The sequence below is a fragment of the Cellulosimicrobium composti genome (genome assembly GCF_010287905.1).
Taxonomy (GTDB): domain Bacteria; phylum Actinomycetota; class Actinomycetes; order Actinomycetales; family Cellulomonadaceae; genus Cellulosimicrobium; species Cellulosimicrobium composti.
Window position 1 is genome coordinate 32,696 of sequence record NZ_JAAFAN010000002.1, and the last position, 16,406, is coordinate 49,101.

The following is a 16,406-nucleotide window of genomic DNA, read 5'->3' on the forward strand; positions in this document are numbered from 1 at the left end:
GCCGCACTCGCAGGCCCCGCGCCGCGCGGCGCGGACGAATGACACCGGTGTGGTTCGTGCGTACGCTGTGAGGCGGTCCCGCGCACCGTCGTGCGCAGGTCCCGTGACGAGAGAGTGCAGGAGGGGAACGATGAGCGAGGCGGCGTACGTGCTCGACGGACCCGACGCGGTCGGCGACCGGACCGCTCAGGAGGACCCGGCGTCGGGCCTGAGCGAGCGGGACCGCGAGATCCTGGCGTTCGAGCGGCAGTGGTGGAAGTACTCGGGCGCCAAGGAGCAGGCGGTGCGCGAGCTGTTCGACATGTCCGCGACGCGCTACTACCAGGTGCTCAACGCGCTCATCGACTCCCCGGCCGCGCTCGCGCACGACCCGATGCTGGTCAAGCGGCTGCGCCGGATGCGCTCCACCCGCCAGCGCGCCCGCACGGCCCGCCGGCTCGAAGGTCTCTGACCGCACCGGGTCCCGTCGCCCGTGAAGTCCGGGCGAACTGGGCGTTTAGTCAACGGCCCCGGCCGGGCTACCCTGTCAGCCGTGACGAAGAGCCGCTACCCCTACGCGCCCGACGAGTTCGACGCGCCCGCGCCGCAGGGTGCGCCCGTGGGGGTGCACCGCACGCCGCGCAGCGGGTGGAGCAAGACGTGGCCGTTCCTCCTGGTCGCCGTCGTCTTCGCCGGCCTCGCGTACGGGGGCGTCGCGCTGCTGTCGGACAACGGCGCGACCGACAACCCGCCGCAGGCGCAGTCGACCGACCCGGCGCCCGAGGAGAGCGAGACGCCTCCCGCCGAGGAGACGGAGGAGCCTCCCGCGGACGAGCCCCCGGCGCAGGAGGAGGAGCCCCCGGCCGACGAGACGCCGGAGACCCCCGACCTCGCGTCGCTCATGGCCGCGGCCGACCCGAGCGCGTACGTGCGCGTGCTCAACGCGAGCGGCATCGGCGGCGAGGCCGGCAAGGGCCGCGACGCCCTGTCGGGCCAGGGGTTCACCAACGTCGAGGCGGCTGACTACGAGGGCAGCCCCGACGACGTCTCCGCGACGACCGTCTGGTACGCCGAGGACCGCAGCGACAGCGCCGCCGCGGTGGCGGCGATCCTCGGGATCCCCGCCGAGCAGGTGAGCCAGCAGCCGCTCCGCTCCGGCGACGTCGTGGTCATCGTCAAGTCCGAGCTCTCGCCCGTCGGCTGACGCTCCGCGACCCGGCGGCGTGCGCGTCGGCTCCACCCGCGCGCTGACCTGGTCGTTCGCCCTTGCGGCCTCGACCGGACCCGCGCGCGCCCGACCTTCCGCGACCGCCGTGCGAGGGCTAGGCTCGGGCTACCACGGGGCGGAGGTCGCCTCGGGGGCGACGACGCACCAGGAGACGTACATGGCTCAGGGGACCGTGAAGTGGTTCAACGCCGAGAAGGGCTACGGGTTCATCACCCCCGCCTCCGGCGGTCAGGACCTCTTCGTGCACTTCAGCGCGATCCAGACGGACGGCTACCGCACGCTGGAGGAAGGCCAGGAGGTCGAGTTCGAGCTCGGTCAGGGCACGAAGGGCCCGCAGGCCGAGCAGGTGCGGCCGCTCTGACGCGGCCCCCGAGGGTCGCGTGACGGAGAACCTCGACGCAGTCGTCGTCGGCTCGGGTCCCAACGGCCTGGCCGCCGCCGTGACCCTCGCGCGCGCGGGCCTCTCGGTGCGCGTCCTCGAGGGGCAGCCCACGTGGGGCGGCGGTGCCCGCACGCTGGACCTCGGCCTGGCCGACGGGCTCGTGCACGACGTCTGCTCGGCCGTGCACCCGATGGCCTGGGCGTCGCCGTTCTTCGAGGCCTTCGACCTGGGCGCGCGCGGCGTCGAGCTCCGCGTGCCGGAGGTGTCGTTCGCCCAGCCGCTCGACGGCGGGCGGGCGGGCATCGCGTACCACGACCTCGACCGCACGGTGGAGCGTCTGGGCGTCGACGGCGACGCCTGGCGCGGCCTCCTCGGTCCTCTCGCGCACGGCTGGCGCGACGTCGTCGCGGTCGCGCTCGGCGACAAGCGCTCGATCCCCGGGCGCGCGCTCACGCCCGGCGGGGCGGCGGTCGCCGCCCGCTTCGGGGCTGCCGTCCTGGAGCAGGGGAGCGCGGCCTGGGGGCGGCGGTTCCGGACGGAGGAGGCCGGGGCCCTGCTCACGGGCGTCGCCGCCCACGCCATCTCGCGGCTCCCGTCCTTGGCTGCGGCCGGGACCGCCCTGCTCCTCGCGTCGCTCGGGCACGCGCCGGGCGGCTGGCCGCTGCCGCGCGGCGGGTCCGGCGCGATCACGGCGGCGCTCGTGGACGACCTGCGCGAGCACGGCGGGGAGGTCGTCACCGGGCACCGCGTCGGCTCGCTCGCCGACCTGCCGCGCGCCCGCGCCTACGTGTTCGACACGGCGCCGCGCGTCGTCGCGGACGTGTTCGCCGACCGTCTCGCCCCGCGCGCCGAGACGGCGCTGCGCCGCTTCCGCCACGGGGACGCGGCGGCCAAGGTGGACCTCGTGCTCTCCGGGCCCGTCCCGTGGGCGGACCCGGAGGTGGGGCGCGCCGGCACGGTGCACGTGGGGGGCACGCGCGCCGAGATGGCGCGCGCCGAGGCCGACGTCGCGGCGGGCCGTCACGCGGAGCGGCCGGTCGTGCTCGTCAGCGACCCGACCGTCGTCGACCCGGCGCGCGAGGTCAACGGGCTGCGCCCGCTGTGGACGTACGCGCACGTGCCCGCGGGCTCGACGCGCGACGTCACGCAGGACGTCCTCGCGCAGCTCGAGCGCTTCGCCCCGGGGGTCCGAGACCTCGTCGTCGCGTCGCGCTGCGTGCCCGCGGCGGACATGGCGGCCCACGACGAGAGCTACGTCGGCGGCGACATCGCGGGCGGCGCCGTGAGCATGTGGCAGATGGTCGCGCGCCCGACGCCCCGCCTCGACCCCTACGCCGTCGGCCTCGAGGGCGTGTACCTGTGCTCGGCGTCGACCCCGCCGGGGCCCGGCGTGCACGGCCTCGGCGGCTGGTACGCCGCGCGCCGCGTGCTGCGCCGCGAGTTCGACGTGCGCGCGGACCCGTCGCTCGCGCCCGAGCCGTCGGCGGACGCGGCCGCGCGGTAGCCCGCCGCGCTACCCCGCGGCGACGGGGGCCCCGTCCGGAGCGTCGGCGCCGTCGAGCTCGACGAGCGCGAGCACCACGAGGGCAGAGCTCCAGGAGAGCGGCGCGACCGCCGCGGGGGAGCCGTCGGCGAGGACCTTCTCGGGGATCGCCCCGGACGCCGTGCGGTGGTCGTCGACCCAGCGCAGCCACTCGCGCGCGTCGGCTCGGTCGTCGGGGTCCGACGACGACGACGCCGCGAGCGCGTAGAGCGTCGTCTGCGGGGTCCACGAGATCCCGTCGTCGCGCCAGCCCGCGCCGGGCGCGAGACCGCCCGCGGGGCGCAGCATCTCGGTGACCGACTCGCGCCAGGCGGCGTCCGCGCCCGCGAGCGGCTCGGGCTGGAAGGGCGGCAGCACGAACGCCGTCGACGCGTCGCGCGCGCCGCCCGTCACGTGCCGCGGGTAGCCCTGCGAGCCGAACGAGCGCTCGACGGCCATGCGCAGCCGCGCGGCCGCGAGCGTCGCCTCGGTGGCCCGGTCCGTCTCGCCCGCGACGGCGTAGACGTCGGCCGCGGCCTCGAGCCCGGCGAGCAGCGGGCCAGCGGTCCCGAGCGTGAGGGACGTGGGCTCGACCTCCCAGTAGTCGCTCGACGCGGGCGGCAGGGGGTCCTCGCCGTCGACGAGCGACAGCGCGTGGTCGGTCGCGGCGTCGACGAGCGGCCGCAGCTCGGCGGCGACCTCGGGTCGGTCGGTGGCGGGCGTCTCCTCCAGGACGACGTCCGCGGCCCACAGGACCCAGCCGACGCCGTCGGACTGGAGGCCGCGGTCGTCGGGCACGCCGGAGCCGTCGGGGAGGTAGCGCGCGTGGAAGGAGCCGTCGTCCTCCTGGACGCGCGCGAGGAAGCCGAGGACGTCGCGCGCGTCCGCGACGTGGCCCGTGCGTGCGAACGCCGCCGCGGTGAACGACGCGTCGCGCGGCCACACGTACCGCCACCTGGGGGAGGGGGCGGCGAGCGCTGCGCCGTCGTCGAGGGTCAGCGCGCGCAGGTCGAGCAGCGCGGCCTCGCCGAGCGCGGCGAACGGCCCGTCGGCACCGGGGACGACGCCGGACGCGAGCCAGGCGCGGGACGCGGCGGCGGCGTCGTGCGCGCGGTCGGGGTCGAGGAGGCCGGCCGCCGCGATCGGCTCGCCCGCGACCTGGGCGAGGCGGTCGGCCTCGCCGTCCGCGGGGTCGACGCCCTCGGCGAGAGCGGCCGGGTCGAGCGCGGCCGGGTCGAGCACGCGGCTGCCGTCGAGGTACGTCGCGCCGACGCCGGGCGCGAGGCGCAGGAGCGCCGTCCCGCCGTCGGGGGCGGTCGTGACGGCGACGCCGTCCTGGTAGAGGTCGATGTGCTCGCCCGTCGGCGCGGCGACGGCGGTCGCCGCGGTCAGGCCGAGGGCAGGGACCAGCAGGAAGCCGGCACGGGCTGCTGCGAGGCGCCACGTCGGTGTTGCGCGGATCACACCGCGCATCCTACGAGGACGCCGCACCGCCTGGGTTTCGCCCGTCGCGATACCGGGGACGCGCGTCACGCGCTGTCTTGCACTCGCACCCTGCGAGTGCCAATAATGGCGTTAGCACTCGCGTCATGAGAGTGACAGAAGTGACCAGCGCAGGCACCCGTTCCGCGGGTGCGGCGCAGACCACCAGGTCGACAGGTGAGGCCCGCCCGGCGGCGTGACATGAACGCCGCCCGTCGCGGGCCGTCCGTCGCGGGCGCCGGCCGACCGCCATACGCCACCAGCGGAGGATCATTCCCCATGGCCAAGATCATCGCCTTCGACGAGGAGGCTCGTCGGAGCATGGAGCGCGGGCTCAACACGCTCGCCGACACCGTCAAGGTCACCCTCGGCCCCAAGGGCCGCAACGTCGTGCTCGACAAGAAGTGGGGCGCGCCGACCATCACGAACGACGGCGTCTCCATCGCCAAGGAGATCGAGCTCGAGGACCCGTACGAGAAGATCGGTGCGGAGCTCGTCAAGGAGGTCGCCAAGAAGACGGACGACGTCGCGGGTGACGGCACCACCACCGCGACCGTCCTCGCCCAGGCGCTCGTGCGCGAGGGCCTGCGCGTCGTCGCGGCCGGCGCCAACCCGATCGCCGTCAAGCGCGGCATCGAGAAGGCCGTCGACGCGGTGACCGAGCAGCTGCTCAACGCCGCCAAGGAGATCGAGACCAAGGACGAGATCGCCGCCACGGCCGCCATCTCGGCCGGCGACCCCGCGATCGGCGAGCTCATCGCCGAGGCTCTCGACAAGGTGGGCAAGGAGGGCGTCATCACGGTCGAGGAGTCGAACACGTTCGGCCTCGAGCTCGAGCTCACCGAGGGCATGCGCTTCGACAAGGGCTTCCTCGCGCGCTACTTCGAGACGGACCCCGAGCGCCAGGAGGCCGTGCTCGAGGACCCGTACGTCCTCATCGTCGAGTCCAAGATCTCGAACGTGAAGGACCTGCTCCCGGTCCTCGACCAGGTCATGAAGGCCGGCCGCTCGCTCCTCATCATCGCCGAGGACGTCGAGGGCGAGGCGCTCGCGACCCTGGTGCTCAACAAGATCCGTGGCACGTTCAAGTCCGTCGCCGTCAAGGCCCCGGGCTTCGGCGACCGCCGCAAGGCCATGCTCCAGGACATCGCGATCCTCACCGGCGGCCAGGTCATCACCGAGACGGTGGGCCTCAAGCTCGAGAACGCGACGCTGGACCTGCTCGGCCAGGCGCGCAAGGTCGTCGTCACCAAGGACGAGACCACGATCGTCGAGGGTGCGGGCGACGCCGACCTCATCGCTGGTCGCGTGAACCAGATCCGTGGCGAGATCGAGAAGTCGGACTCCGACTACGACCGCGAGAAGCTCCAGGAGCGCCTCGCGAAGCTCGCCGGCGGCGTGGCCGTCATCAAGGCGGGTGCTGCGACGGAGGTCGAGCTCAAGGAGCGCAAGCACCGCATCGAGGACGCCGTGCGCAACGCGAAGGCGGCCGTCGAGGAGGGCATCGTCGCCGGTGGTGGCGTCGCGCTCATCCAGGCCGGTGCCGTGGCGTTCGAGAAGCTCGAGCTCGACGGCGACGAGGCGACCGGTGCGCAGATCGTGCGCGCCGCGATCGACGCCCCGCTCAAGCAGATCGCGATCAACGCCGGCCTCGAGGGCGGCGTCGTGGCGGAGAAGGTGCGCAACCTCCCGTCCGGCCAGGGCCTCAACGCCGCGACCGGTGAGTACGAGGACCTCCTCGCCGCCGGCGTGAACGACCCGGTCAAGGTCACGCGCTCCGCGCTGCAGAACGCCGCCTCGATCGCGGCGCTCTTCCTCACGACCGAGGCCGTCGTCGCGGACAAGCCGGAGAAGGCTCCGGCCGCTCCGGGCGCCGACGGCGGCATGGGCGGCATGGACTTCTGATCCACGCCTGACCCTCTCCCGGCTCGTCCGGGAGGTCGCGGGAACGCACGAAGGCCGCCGGCCGGGTTTCGCCCGGTCGGCGGCCTTCGTCGTGCCCGGGCTACCGCGCCGTGAACAGCCGCGCGGCCTGGGACTCCGCGTCGGCGTACGTCTGGGCGGCGGCGCCGAGCGCCGCGGTGATGTCGTCGAGCGCGAGCTCGACCTGGTTCTGCGTGGTCTGCCACTGCGTCATCACGCCCGTGAAGGACGACGCGGCGGAGCCCCGCCACGACGCCTGCAGGTCCGCGAGGTGGCGCATCATGGCGCCCACCTCCGCGCGGATCGCGGTGACCGACCCGTTGACCGCTGCGCTCGCCTGCGCGACGCGCGCGCTGTCGACCTCGTACCTGCTCATGGAGCCCTCCGTCGTCTCACGTCCTCGGCGGCCGGCGGCCACCGCGCCGGGCGTCGCCGGCGTCGTGCTCACCGACGGTAGGAGCGGGCGCGGATTGGTGGGCGACCGGCGACGGGCCCTGGGGAGGACGGGTCAGGCGCCGGTGCCTGTGGACGGCGCCGCAGCCTCGGCGAGCTGGCGCTGCTCCTTGCGCAGGCGCTGGAGCTCGGCGTCGAGGTTCTGCCGCGCCGCCTCCTCCCACGCCGCACCGAGCGGGCTCGAGAAGAGCGACGGACGGTCGAGGAGCTTGGTGAGGATCGCGATGCGGGCCCGCACGTAGTCGGGCTTCGGAATGTGCGCGTACTCGTCGCGCACGTCCTTGAGGTACTCCTTGTAGCGCTGCGGCTCGGCCGCGAGCATCGCGAGGTCCGCGTCGCACAGCACGGCGCAGTCGAAGTCGGACGCGTCCGGGGCGTGGCGCACGAGCGCGTTCACGAGGTGCGCGACGCGCCGCGCGGCCTCCTCCGGCACGCCGAGGCGCGTGAGCTCCGCGTGGGCGAGCGCAGCGCTCGCCGACTCGTCCTCGCCGCCCTTGTTGGCGTACGTCGCACGGCCCTTCGCGTCGAAGATCGCGCCGTGGTACCAGGCCGCGAGGCGCACGAGGTCCGGGTCGTGCGTCTCCTGGGAGAGCTCGTCCACGCGCCCCAGGACGTCCGCCAGGTGGCGCAGGTTGTGGAAGTGGCGGCCGGGCTGGTCCCAGCGGTCCAGCAGGTCCTGCCCGGCGGCGCGGATCTCGTCGTCGGAGGCGGTCGCCCCGGCGCCGCGCGCGCTGCGGACGAACGACGAGAGGAACCACTGCGGTGCGTCGGCGCTGGTGACGCCCATGAACTTCAGCCTTCTTCGACGGACGGGAGCGGGAGGTCGGTCGCCGGGCGAGGGGTCCGGCGGAGGCCCGGCGCCGTCGCGCGGCCTCGGCACCAGCCTAGGTCTCGCGGGACGACCCGCCATCGTAGCCGCAGTCGACGCCCGCGCAGGACAGCACGGCCGACGAGCCCCGCGTCTCGGCAGGGCGCTCCGCGCTCGTGGCCACAGCGGGCCGGCGCGGGACGCCGCCGGCTCAGGAGGCGAGCGGCAGCTCGACCCGGACGGTGAGCCCGCCCCCCGCGGTCTCGCGCACCGCCACGTGCCCCTGGTGCGCGCCGACGATCGCGGCGACGATCGCCAGGCCGAGCCCCGAGCCGCCGGACGCGCGGTTGCGCGAGGAGTCCGCGCGGTAGAACCGCTCGAACACTCGGCCGCGCTGCTCGGCGGGGACGCCCGGGCCGTGGTCGCGGACCTCGAGGACGGCGCGCTCGGCGGCCGTGGGACCCTCCCGGGACGTGCCGCCCGGGGCGACGCCCAGCGCGATCTCCACGGGTGTCCCGGCGGGCGTGTGCCGCGCGACGTTGCCCACGAGGTTCGCGAGCACCTGCCGCAGCCGGTCCTCGTCGCCGACGGCGCGAAGCGTCGCCGGCGCGGACGCGCCGGGGGCGAGTCCCACGAGGCCGACCTCGCGCGTCGGGTCGAGCGCGTGCAGGTCCTGCGCGGAGTCGCGCGCGAGCGAGACGAGGTCGACCGGCTCGTGCCGCAGGGGGCGGCCCTCGTCGAGGCGCGCGAGCGCGAGCAGGTCGTTGACGAGCGTGCCCATGCGCGTGGCCGAGTCCTCGATGCGACCCATCGTGTCGTCGACCTTCGCGGGCGTGTCGAGCGCGCCCATCCGGTAGAGCTCGCCGTAGCCACGGATCGTCGCGAGCGGTGTGCGCAGCTCGTGGCTCGCGTCCGACACGAAGCGCCGCATCCGCTCCTCGGACGCCTCCTGGACGGCGAACGCCTCCTCGATCTGGGTGAGCATCGCGTTGAGGGACAGCGCGAGCGACCCGACCTCCGTGGTCGGCGGAGCGGGTCGCACGCGACGCGACAGGTCGCCCGCGGCGATGTCCGCCGCGGTCTCCTCGATCTCGCGCAGCGGCCGCAGCGCGCGGTGCACCGCGAGGTACGCGACGGCGCCGCCCACGAGCGCGATCCCGAGCGCCGAGAGCGCGAGCGCCCGGCCGAGCACCTTGACGGTCTCGTGGATGCCGGTGAGCGGCAGCGCGACGAAGACGGTGCCCACGTTCTGGCTGCCGACCGAGAACGGCTGCGCGACGACGCGCCACTCCGCGGGGTCCGTGCCCCCGGTCGAGCGCACAGTGAACGGCTCGCCGGCCAGGAGCTCGACCTCCTGGTCGGAGAGCGCGGGGATCGTGGGCTCGCCGAAGCGGGAGATCGTGGCCTTCCAGCTCAGCCCCTGCTCGGTGCCGGACGGGTCGCGGAACAGCACGAAGTAGTCGCTCGGGAGCTGGCTCGCCGCGGACGGGCTGTTGAGCAGCGACGCCCCGATGCCGCCCGCCGACGTGCGCAGCTGCGAGTCGACCTGCCCGACGAGGTAGCTCGACACGACGGTCGTCGTCACCGCCGACGCGAGCCCGAGGCCCGCGGCGAGCAGCAGCACGGTGATGGCGACGAGCCGGGCGCGCAGCGGGACGCGCGCGAACCAGCCCCACCCCTCGGTGGGGACGGGGCGTCCGAAGGGGCGTTCCGCCGTCGGCCCGCCGTCGCCCGGTCCTGCCGGCGTCGCCGCCGCGGGGGCGGTGCCGCCCGTGCCCGACGGCGCGGGGTCGCCCGCGCGCGACCCTGGCGGCGGGGGAGGGGGCGGCGGGACCGGGCGGGAGCCCGTCGTCGTGCGGTCGGGACCGGTCGTCATGTCGCCGTCGGCGGCTGGCGCAGGAGGTAGCCGACGCCGCGCTTGGTGTGGATCAGGGGCGGCAGGGCGACGGGCTCGCCGTCGGGGCCGGGCACGGTGAGGTTGTCGATCTTGCGGCGCAGGTAGGAGATGTACGACTCGACGATGTTCGCGTCGCCGCCCCAGTCGTACTGCCACACGTGGTCGAGGATCTGCGCCTTGGACAGCACGCGCCCCGCGTTGAGCATGAGGTACCGCAGGAGCTTGAACTCCGTGGGGGACAGGTCGACGTCGACGCCCGCGCGCCGGACCTCGTGCGAGTCCTCGTCGAGCTCGAGGTCGGCGAAGCGCAGCACGGCGTCGTCGACGGGCTCGGCGTGCGTGCGGCGCAGCACCGCGCGGATGCGCGCGACGACCTCCTCCAGGCTGAACGGCTTCGTCACGTAGTCGTCGCCGCCGACGGTGAGGCCGGTGACCTTGTCGCGGGTGTCGTCCTTGGCGGTGAGGAAGACGACGGGCGTGTGCTGCCCCTTCTCGCGCAGGCGGCGCGTGACGGTGAACCCGTCCATGTCGGGCAGCATGACGTCGAGCACGACGAGGTCGGGCTCGACGTCGCGCACGAGCCGCAGGGCGCTCTGCCCGTCCGCGGCGGCGTGCACCTCGAACCCGGCGAAGCGCAGGGACGTCGCCAGCAGCTCGCGGATGTTCGGCTCGTCGTCGACGACGACGAGGCGTGCCTCGGGGGTGGTGCTCATGGGTCCCAGTGTCCTCCCCCGGTCTGGGAGGCGCCTGGGAGGGGGCTCGACCGTCCCCGGCCGGCGCGGCGCGCCCCGCGGCCCGCCGTGGGTGGCCCGCGGCAGGATGACGGAGTGCGGATCACGGTGGACCAGAGACGGCGCCGCCTGGTCGCCCAGCAGCTCGCGCTCGCCGCGGACCTGCCCGGGCGACCCGCGGCACGGAGCCCGGAGGACGTCGTCGACCGGCTCCTCGCGCTGCACGCGACGGACGCCCCGAGCGTCTACCTCTCGGTGCTCGCGCGCGTGCCCGGCCTCGTGCTCGACGACGTCCGCGACGCCCTGTTCGGGCGGCGCACGCTCGTCAAGGTGCTCGCCATGCGGCGCACGATGTTCGTCGTGCGCCGCGAGACGGTGCCGGTCGTGCACGCCGCGGCGGCGCTCGCCGTCGCGCGCCGCCTGCGCACCCGGCTGCTCAAGGAGCTCGCGACGCTGCCCACGGACCCTCCCGTCGACGACGCGGAGGCGTTCCTCGCCGCGGTCGAGGCGCAGGTGCACGACGCGCTCGCATCGCAGGGACCGCTCGACGGCGCGAGCCTGTCGCGGGCCGCGCCGCTGCTGCGGACGGCGTTCCTGCCCACCACCGCCAAGACCTGGGACGTGCGCCGCACCCTGACGTCCCCGCTCACGGCGCTCCTCTCCGCCGAGGGCGCGGTCGTGCGGGGCGAGCCGCGCGGGTCGTGGTCGTCCAACCGGCACGTCTGGTCCCCGGTCGAGGACTGGTTCCCAGGCGGGATCCCCGCGATGGACGAGGCGGCCGCGCGCACCGAGCTCGCCCGGTCCTGGCTCGAGGTGTTCGGCCCGGCGACGGTCAAGGACCTCGCGTGGTGGACGGGCTGGAACCAGCGAGACACGCGGGCGGCGCTCGCGGAGCTCGACGTCGTCGACGTGGAGGTCGAGACGGGCGCGCCGGACGACCCGGCCCCGCAGCCCGGCGTCATGCTCGTCGGGACGGACCTGCCGGGCGCCGCGGAGTCGCCGCTCGAGGGGAGCGTCGCGCTGCTGCCGTCGCTCGACCCGACGACGATGGGCTGGGCCGAGCGCGGCTGGTACCTCGGCCCGCACAAGGCGGCGATCTTCGACACCATCGGCAACGCGGGCGCGACCGTCTGGTGGGAGGGCCGGATCGTCGGGGCGTGGGCCGTGCGGCCGGGCGGCGAACCCGCGTTCCGCCTCCTGCAGGACGTGGGCGCCGACGCCGAGCGCGCCGTCGCCGCGGAGGCCGAGCGGATCGCGGGCCTCCTCGGCGGCGACGGCGTGACGGCGTCGTTCCCCACGCCCCTGTACCGCGAGCTGCACGCCTGAGAACGCGCAGCCCGCGGCCGGCGCGTCAGAGGTAGCGCATCGGGTCGAACTCCTCGAGCGGGATGATCCGCACGCGGGGCAGGACGGTCGTGAACGCGCCCGCGTGGTCCTCGAGGTCGAACACCTGGAGTCCCCGGCCGGTGAGCTCGCCGAGCCGCACGTTGACGAACTCGCGGAACGCGAGCACGCCCACGCGCCGGTCCGGGTCGTCGAGCAGCGTCTCGACCTGCGGCAGGAAGTCGCCGTCGTGGCTCGCGAGGAGCACGTCGCCCGGCTGGCCCGCGATCGCCTCCAGCATGCGCTGGATACCGATGTCCACGACCTTCTCGTTGCCCGACCCGGCCAGCGGGATCGGGCGGTAGCCCATCGCGAGCAGCGCCTGCACGAACGACATCGGCATCTGGCCCGACGACGCGTTGAGGAAGAACAGCGGCGTGACGTCCTGCCCCCAGGCCTGGCGCGCGAACTCGACGATGCGGTCCCACCGCGGTCGCTCGTCCGGCGCGGGGCGGTGCCCGAGGACGTTCATGCCGAGCGTCGCGTCGATGTTCTCGCCGTCGACGACGAGGTAGGTGCGGCGCGGCGTCGTCAGCGAGCGGCCGTCGGGGGTCTGGAGGTCGGACATGCCGGTCAGCCTATCCGTGGGGCGGGGGCGCGTCGCTCGGGCGGCGGGGCCCGCGCCGGAGCGTCCACGAGGTGAGGGGTTGCGTGACCGCGCCCCAGAGTGGGTACGGTCGGACCTCGTGACCTACCACACCGACGCCACGGCCGCGACCGGAACCGTCCGGATCACGGTCGTCCAGAACTCCCCGGACGTCACGCTCGACGCCTTCGCGGGCCACCTCGCCGCCGACCTGGACGTCGTGCGCGCGCACGACGGCGACGCCGTCCCGGGCATCGACGCGCTCGGCGACGGCCTCGTCGTCCTCGGCGGGCACGTGTCCGCCCACGACGACGAGCGTGCGCCCTGGCTGCCCGCGTTGCGCGAGACGCTGCTCGCCGCCGCGACGGCCGGCGTCCCGACCCTCGGCATCGGCCTCGGCGCACAGCTCCTCGCCGTGGCGGGCGGGGGGCAGGTCGCGGTCGCGGCGCCGCCCGGGCGCGAGGTCGGCGTGACGCGCGTCTTCTGGCGCGCCGAGGCCGGGACCGACCCCGTGCTCGCGGCCCTCGCGGCGGGCGAGGACCCGGCACGCCACGTGACGAGCAGGCACGCGGACGCGGTCGTCGAGCTGCCGCCGGGCGCCGTCTGGCTCGGGTCCTCGAACGTGTACCCCTACCAGGCGTTCCGCCTCGGCTCGGCGCTCGGCGTGCAGTTCCACCCCGAGACGACGCGCGCGAGCCTCGCGGCGTGGTGTGACGCGGACGACGACGTGGACACCGCGGCGACGCTCGCCGCGTTCGACGAGCACGCGGACGACCTCCTCGACGGCGGGCGTCGGCTCGCCGAGGCGTTCGTGGCGGAGGTCCGCGCCCGGGCCGAGGACCGCATCCTCGTCTGACGCCCCCTCACCACACGGCCGAGCATGCGGTTCTCGCCCGTCCTGCGGTCAGGACGGGCGAGAACCGCATGCTCGGCGCGAGGGTGGTGCGGTGTCGGTGGTCACCAGTCGCTGGTCGGGGCGTCCTGCGCACTCGTGCCCGACTCGACCGCAGGCGTGACCTGGGTGGGGGACACCTGCGGCGCGGGCGACGAACCCTGCTTGAGGGCCGCGAGACGGGCCTCGATCTCGACGGCCTCGCCGGACGTCTCGAGCTCGGCGAACTGCGCGTCGATGCTCGACGCCGCGACCTCGGCCTGACCGATCGCCTGCGCCTCCTCGCGGCGCACGATCTCCTCGTAGCGCGAGATCTCGCTCGTCGGGTCGAGCACGTTGATCGAGCTGATCGCACCCTGCACGGTCTGCTGGGCCTGGGCGCTCTTCTGCCGCGCGACGAGCGAGTCGCGCTTCGACTTCAGCTCACCGAGCTTGTCCTTCATCATCGCGAGGCCCGACTTGAGCTTCTCCACCGACTCGCGCTGCGAGGCGATGAGCGGCTCGGCCTGGCGCACCTCGGCCTCGGCGGCGATCTGCTTGCCGAGCGCGACCTTGGCGAGGTTGTCGAACTTGTCCGCGTTCGCCGCGTCGCCCTGCTGGCGGTAGCGGTCCGCCTGCGCGGACGCGGCGGCCGCCTTCTGGCCCCACTCCTGGACGGCGGCGACGTCCTCGTTGTAGTCCTGCTCCGCGAGGCGCAGGTTGCCGATGGTCTGCGCCACCGCCTGCTCCGCGTCGGCGATGTTGTTCGTGTAGTCCCGCACGAGCTGGTCCAGCATCTTCTGCGGGTCCTCCGCGCTGTCGAGGAGCGCGTTGATGTTCGCGCGCGCGAGCTGCGCGATCCGTCCGAAGATGCTCTGCTTCTCCGCCATGGTCGTCCCTCTCTGGTGAACCGTCTCGTGCTGGTCGGTGCTGTGTGGTGCCGTCCGTCGGTAGGTCGTGGTCCGGTCCGTGCGTCGTGGTGTCAGAAGCGACCGCCACGGCCCGAGCGCCCGCCCGACGACCGGCCGCCGGAGCGTCCGCCCGACCGTCCGCCGCCGAACCCGCCGCCGCCGTAGCCGCCGCCGAAGCTGCCGCCGCCGAACCCGCCGGAGCGGCCACCGCCCCCGCCGCCCCGCAGGATCGAGTCGAGCAGGATCCCGCCGAGCACCATGCCGCCGACATTGCTCCCGCCGCCCCCGCCGAACATGCCGCTGCCACCCTGGGACGACTGCCAGCTCGACGCGTCCTGCTGGGCGCGCTGCGCCGCGGACTGCGCCTGGGCGTCGGCCTGCTGCGCGCGCTCCAGCGCGACGACCGGGTCGGTGGGCTGGAGCGCCCGGGCCTCGCCCAGCAGCCGGATCGCCTCGGACAGGCGCGTCCGCGCCTCCGGCCCGACAGCGCCGCGCCGTGTCTCGATGAAGTCGTTCGTCGCGCGGACCTGCGAGTCGACGCGCGCGAGGGTGTCGCGCAGGAGCGCGTTCGCGCGCGCGGCCTGCTCCGCGCGCTCACGGAACGGGGCGAGCGCCGCGTCGAGCGCCGCCTCGGCCTCCGTGAGGCGGCGCAACGCCGCGAGCGGGTCACCGCCCTCGCGCGCGGCGCGCGCCTCCGCGACGGCGTCCTGCGCCTCGGCGAGCGAGGGCGCGACCCCGGGGTCGCCGGGCGCGAGCCGGCCGGCGTCCGCGATGTCCGACGTGATGGACGCGAGCCCCCGGTCGAGGCGAGGGCCCGACTCGGCGAGGTCGGAGCCCGCGCGGTCCACGGCGTCGAGCAGCGTCACCGCCTGGCCGACGGCGTTCTGCGCGGCCCGCGCGAGCGCGACCGCCGTCGCGCGGTCCTTGCCGGCGAGCGCCTCGCGGCCGCGGGCGACGGACTCGCGCGCCCCCGCGACGAGCGCCTGCGCCTGCTCCGGGTTCTGCGCGACGGACGCGAGCGACGCCGGCGGGTACGTGCGAGCGAGACCCTCGAGCGTCGCGCGCGCAGGCTCGACGCGCGCGAGCACCTCGGCCGCGCGCTGGTCGGTCTCCTCCAGCACCTCTGGCGCGCGGGCCTGCAGGTCGCGCAGCTCGTCGAACGTCCGGGACTCGGCGTCGAGCGCGTCCGCGACCTCGTCGCACAGCGCGACGATGCGCGCCATCATCTGCCGGGCCTGCGGCTCCGTCTCCGGCTGGTCGTCGTCGAGCTGCTGGCGCAGCGCGAACGCCTCGGAGACCTTCTGCTTGCCCTCGGCGAGCACCGCGGAGAACTGCCGCGTCGCCTCCAGGCCGAACTGCGCCTGCGCGAACCCCAGCTCCTGCTCGGAGGTCTTCACGGCGTCGTCGATCGCGACGAGCGCCGCGCTCGCCCGGCGGTTGAGCTCGTCGGTGGGCAGGGCCGCCAGCTCGTCGCCGTCCGGAGCCGCCGCGGGCCCGGTGCGGCGCCGCTTCGCGACCGCCCGCACGACGAGCACCACGACCAGCACGACGGCGCCGAGGCCCAGGAGCACCCAGAACCAGGAGACGCCGGAACCCTGGCCCGCGCCGCGCGCGACCTCCGCCGCGGCGATCGCGGCACCCGCCCAGTCGTCGTCGCGCAGCTCGTCCTCGACGGCGGACACCATCCGGTCGAGCTCCGCGTCCGACAGCGACACGTTGTTGTCGAACGACAGCCCGTAGCGCCGCTCCTCGGTCGCGACGGCGAGAAGGAGGTCGTCCACCCCGAGCCCCGACGCGTTGGCCGTCGCGTTCGCCCAGTCGACGCCGTCCATGCCGTCGAAGCTCGGGACGTACACCACGAAGAGCTGCAGGTCGGTGTCCTCGGCGAGACGGTCGAGCGCGCCCTGCACGGCGTCCGTGCGGTCACCGAGCACGCCGTCCGGGTCCGTGATCTCACCCGCCACGTCCATCGGTGGCACGGCGCGGGCCGAGCCCGCCGGGACCACGAGCGCGAGGAGAGCCAGCAGCGCCACGAGCAGCACCAGGGCCGCGGGGGCGCCTCGATCCGCGGCCGTGCGGGGGCGCGAGGGACGTTCGGCCGTGCTCACGGCCCGATCCTTTCCCACGCTCCCAGGTCCCGCAATCGCTGCGGACGCGCCGCGGCCCGCCCCGGAGAGGGGGCGGGCCGTCAGTGCTCAGCGGTTCGGGCTCGTGGTCGGACCGGGCGTCGTTCCGTGCCGGGCGGGTGCC

The 16,406-nt window shown here is 75.1% G+C and carries 15 protein-coding genes; 7 read left to right on the forward strand and 8 right to left on the reverse strand.

Going from position 1 to position 16,406, the window contains the following annotated elements; genetic code table 11:
- The first annotated feature begins 130 nt into the window (after nucleotides 1-130).
- The 4 genes from GYH36_RS00810 to GYH36_RS00825 all read left to right on the forward strand — a co-directional run bounded on the left by GYH36_RS00810 (nucleotide 131) and on the right by GYH36_RS00825 (nucleotide 3,093).
- Nucleotides 131-451, forward strand: a complete 321-nt coding sequence (locus GYH36_RS00810; protein ID WP_024841967.1) for a DUF3263 domain-containing protein — start codon at nucleotides 131-133, stop codon at nucleotides 449-451.
- An 81-nt stretch (nucleotides 452-532) separates the two neighbouring features.
- Nucleotides 533-1,183: a LytR C-terminal domain-containing protein gene (locus tag GYH36_RS20185; protein ID WP_024841968.1), complete on the forward strand. Its 651-nt coding sequence runs from the start codon at nucleotides 533-535 to the stop codon at nucleotides 1,181-1,183.
- A 181-nt stretch (nucleotides 1,184-1,364) separates the two neighbouring features.
- Entirely contained in the window at nucleotides 1,365-1,568 is a 204-nt protein-coding gene (locus GYH36_RS00820) for a cold-shock protein (RefSeq protein WP_024841969.1), read from the forward strand.
- Nucleotides 1,569-1,587: 19 nt separating this feature from the next.
- Entirely contained in the window at nucleotides 1,588-3,093 is a 1,506-nt protein-coding gene (locus GYH36_RS00825) for a phytoene desaturase family protein (RefSeq protein WP_162288826.1), read from the forward strand.
- Nucleotides 3,094-3,102: 9 nt separating this feature from the next.
- Here the strand turns inward: GYH36_RS00825 and GYH36_RS00830 are convergent, their stop codons facing one another.
- Nucleotides 3,103-4,584 carry a glycoside hydrolase family 15 protein gene (locus tag GYH36_RS00830; protein WP_376739797.1) on the reverse strand — a complete coding sequence of 494 codons (1,482 nt, stop codon included), beginning with the start codon at nucleotides 4,582-4,584 and terminating at the stop codon, nucleotides 3,103-3,105.
- A gap of 288 nt (nucleotides 4,585-4,872) precedes the next feature.
- Here GYH36_RS00830 and groL point away from each other — a divergent pair, with 288 nt between their 5' ends.
- Nucleotides 4,873-6,498 (forward strand): chaperonin GroEL, encoded by a 1,626-nt coding sequence (gene groL / locus GYH36_RS00835; RefSeq protein WP_024841972.1) that lies wholly within the window; start codon nucleotides 4,873-4,875, stop codon nucleotides 6,496-6,498.
- A gap of 100 nt (nucleotides 6,499-6,598) precedes the next feature.
- Here groL and GYH36_RS00840 read toward each other — a convergent pair whose 3' ends face one another.
- The 4 genes from GYH36_RS00840 to GYH36_RS00855 all read right to left on the reverse strand — a co-directional run bounded on the left by GYH36_RS00840 (nucleotide 6,599) and on the right by GYH36_RS00855 (nucleotide 10,387).
- Complete coding sequence (locus tag GYH36_RS00840; protein ID WP_024841973.1) at nucleotides 6,599-6,892, reverse strand: WXG100 family type VII secretion target; 294 nt, start codon at nucleotides 6,890-6,892, stop codon at nucleotides 6,599-6,601.
- Nucleotides 6,893-7,024: 132 nt separating this feature from the next.
- Nucleotides 7,025-7,756 (reverse strand): HD domain-containing protein, encoded by a 732-nt coding sequence (locus GYH36_RS00845; RefSeq protein ID WP_024841974.1) that lies wholly within the window; start codon nucleotides 7,754-7,756, stop codon nucleotides 7,025-7,027.
- A gap of 232 nt (nucleotides 7,757-7,988) precedes the next feature.
- Entirely contained in the window at nucleotides 7,989-9,653 is a 1,665-nt protein-coding gene (locus tag GYH36_RS00850) for a sensor histidine kinase (RefSeq protein WP_162288828.1), read from the reverse strand.
- Complete coding sequence (locus tag GYH36_RS00855) at nucleotides 9,650-10,387, reverse strand: response regulator transcription factor (RefSeq protein ID WP_024841976.1); 738 nt, start codon at nucleotides 10,385-10,387, stop codon at nucleotides 9,650-9,652. Before GYH36_RS00855 ends, GYH36_RS00850 begins: the two co-directional genes overlap by 4 nt.
- Nucleotides 10,388-10,501: 114 nt before the next feature.
- Here GYH36_RS00855 and GYH36_RS00860 point away from each other — a divergent pair, with 114 nt between their 5' ends.
- Nucleotides 10,502-11,731 carry a winged helix DNA-binding domain-containing protein gene (locus tag GYH36_RS00860; protein ID WP_162288829.1) on the forward strand — a complete coding sequence of 410 codons (1,230 nt, stop codon included), beginning with the start codon at nucleotides 10,502-10,504 and terminating at the stop codon, nucleotides 11,729-11,731.
- 25 nt (nucleotides 11,732-11,756) lie between these two features.
- Here GYH36_RS00860 and GYH36_RS00865 read toward each other — a convergent pair whose 3' ends face one another.
- On the reverse strand, nucleotides 11,757-12,356 hold the full coding sequence (locus GYH36_RS00865; protein ID WP_115943166.1) for an NYN domain-containing protein: 600 nt from the start codon (nucleotides 12,354-12,356) through the stop codon (nucleotides 11,757-11,759).
- A gap of 118 nt (nucleotides 12,357-12,474) precedes the next feature.
- On the opposite strand from GYH36_RS00865, the gene GYH36_RS00870 reads away from it, so the two are divergent.
- A complete protein-coding gene (locus tag GYH36_RS00870) occupies nucleotides 12,475-13,230 on the forward strand; it encodes a type 1 glutamine amidotransferase (RefSeq protein ID WP_312028447.1) in 756 nt (251 codons plus the stop codon).
- A 101-nt stretch (nucleotides 13,231-13,331) separates the two neighbouring features.
- On the opposite strand, the gene GYH36_RS00875 is transcribed toward GYH36_RS00870, so the two are convergent.
- Nucleotides 13,332-14,135 (reverse strand): PspA/IM30 family protein, encoded by an 804-nt coding sequence (locus GYH36_RS00875; RefSeq protein WP_162288831.1) that lies wholly within the window; start codon nucleotides 14,133-14,135, stop codon nucleotides 13,332-13,334.
- Nucleotides 14,136-14,227: 92 nt separating this feature from the next.
- Nucleotides 14,228-16,264 (reverse strand): TPM domain-containing protein, encoded by a 2,037-nt coding sequence (locus GYH36_RS00880; RefSeq protein WP_312028448.1) that lies wholly within the window; start codon nucleotides 16,262-16,264, stop codon nucleotides 14,228-14,230.
- Nucleotides 16,265-16,406: the final 142 nt, after the last annotated feature.

Coding starts and splice junctions, on each gene's coding strand:
- GYH36_RS00810 (WP_024841967.1), top strand. CDS start 131: ATGAGCGAGGCGGCGTACGTGCTCGACGGACCCGACGCGGTCGGCGAC.
- GYH36_RS00820 (WP_024841969.1), top strand. CDS start 1,365: ATGGCTCAGGGGACCGTGAAGTGGTTCAACGCCGAGAAGGGCTACGGG.
- GYH36_RS00830 (WP_376739797.1), bottom strand. CDS start 4,584: ATGCGCGGTGTGATCCGCGCAACACCGACGTGGCGCCTCGCAGCAGCC.
- groL (WP_024841972.1), top strand. CDS start 4,873: ATGGCCAAGATCATCGCCTTCGACGAGGAGGCTCGTCGGAGCATGGAG.
- GYH36_RS00840 (WP_024841973.1), bottom strand. CDS start 6,892: ATGAGCAGGTACGAGGTCGACAGCGCGCGCGTCGCGCAGGCGAGCGCA.
- GYH36_RS00845 (WP_024841974.1), bottom strand. CDS start 7,756: ATGGGCGTCACCAGCGCCGACGCACCGCAGTGGTTCCTCTCGTCGTTC.
- GYH36_RS00850 (WP_162288828.1), bottom strand. CDS start 9,653: ATGACGACCGGTCCCGACCGCACGACGACGGGCTCCCGCCCGGTCCCG.
- GYH36_RS00855 (WP_024841976.1), bottom strand. CDS start 10,387: ATGAGCACCACCCCCGAGGCACGCCTCGTCGTCGTCGACGACGAGCCG.
- GYH36_RS00865 (WP_115943166.1), bottom strand. CDS start 12,356: ATGTCCGACCTCCAGACCCCCGACGGCCGCTCGCTGACGACGCCGCGC.
- GYH36_RS00875 (WP_162288831.1), bottom strand. CDS start 14,135: ATGGCGGAGAAGCAGAGCATCTTCGGACGGATCGCGCAGCTCGCGCGC.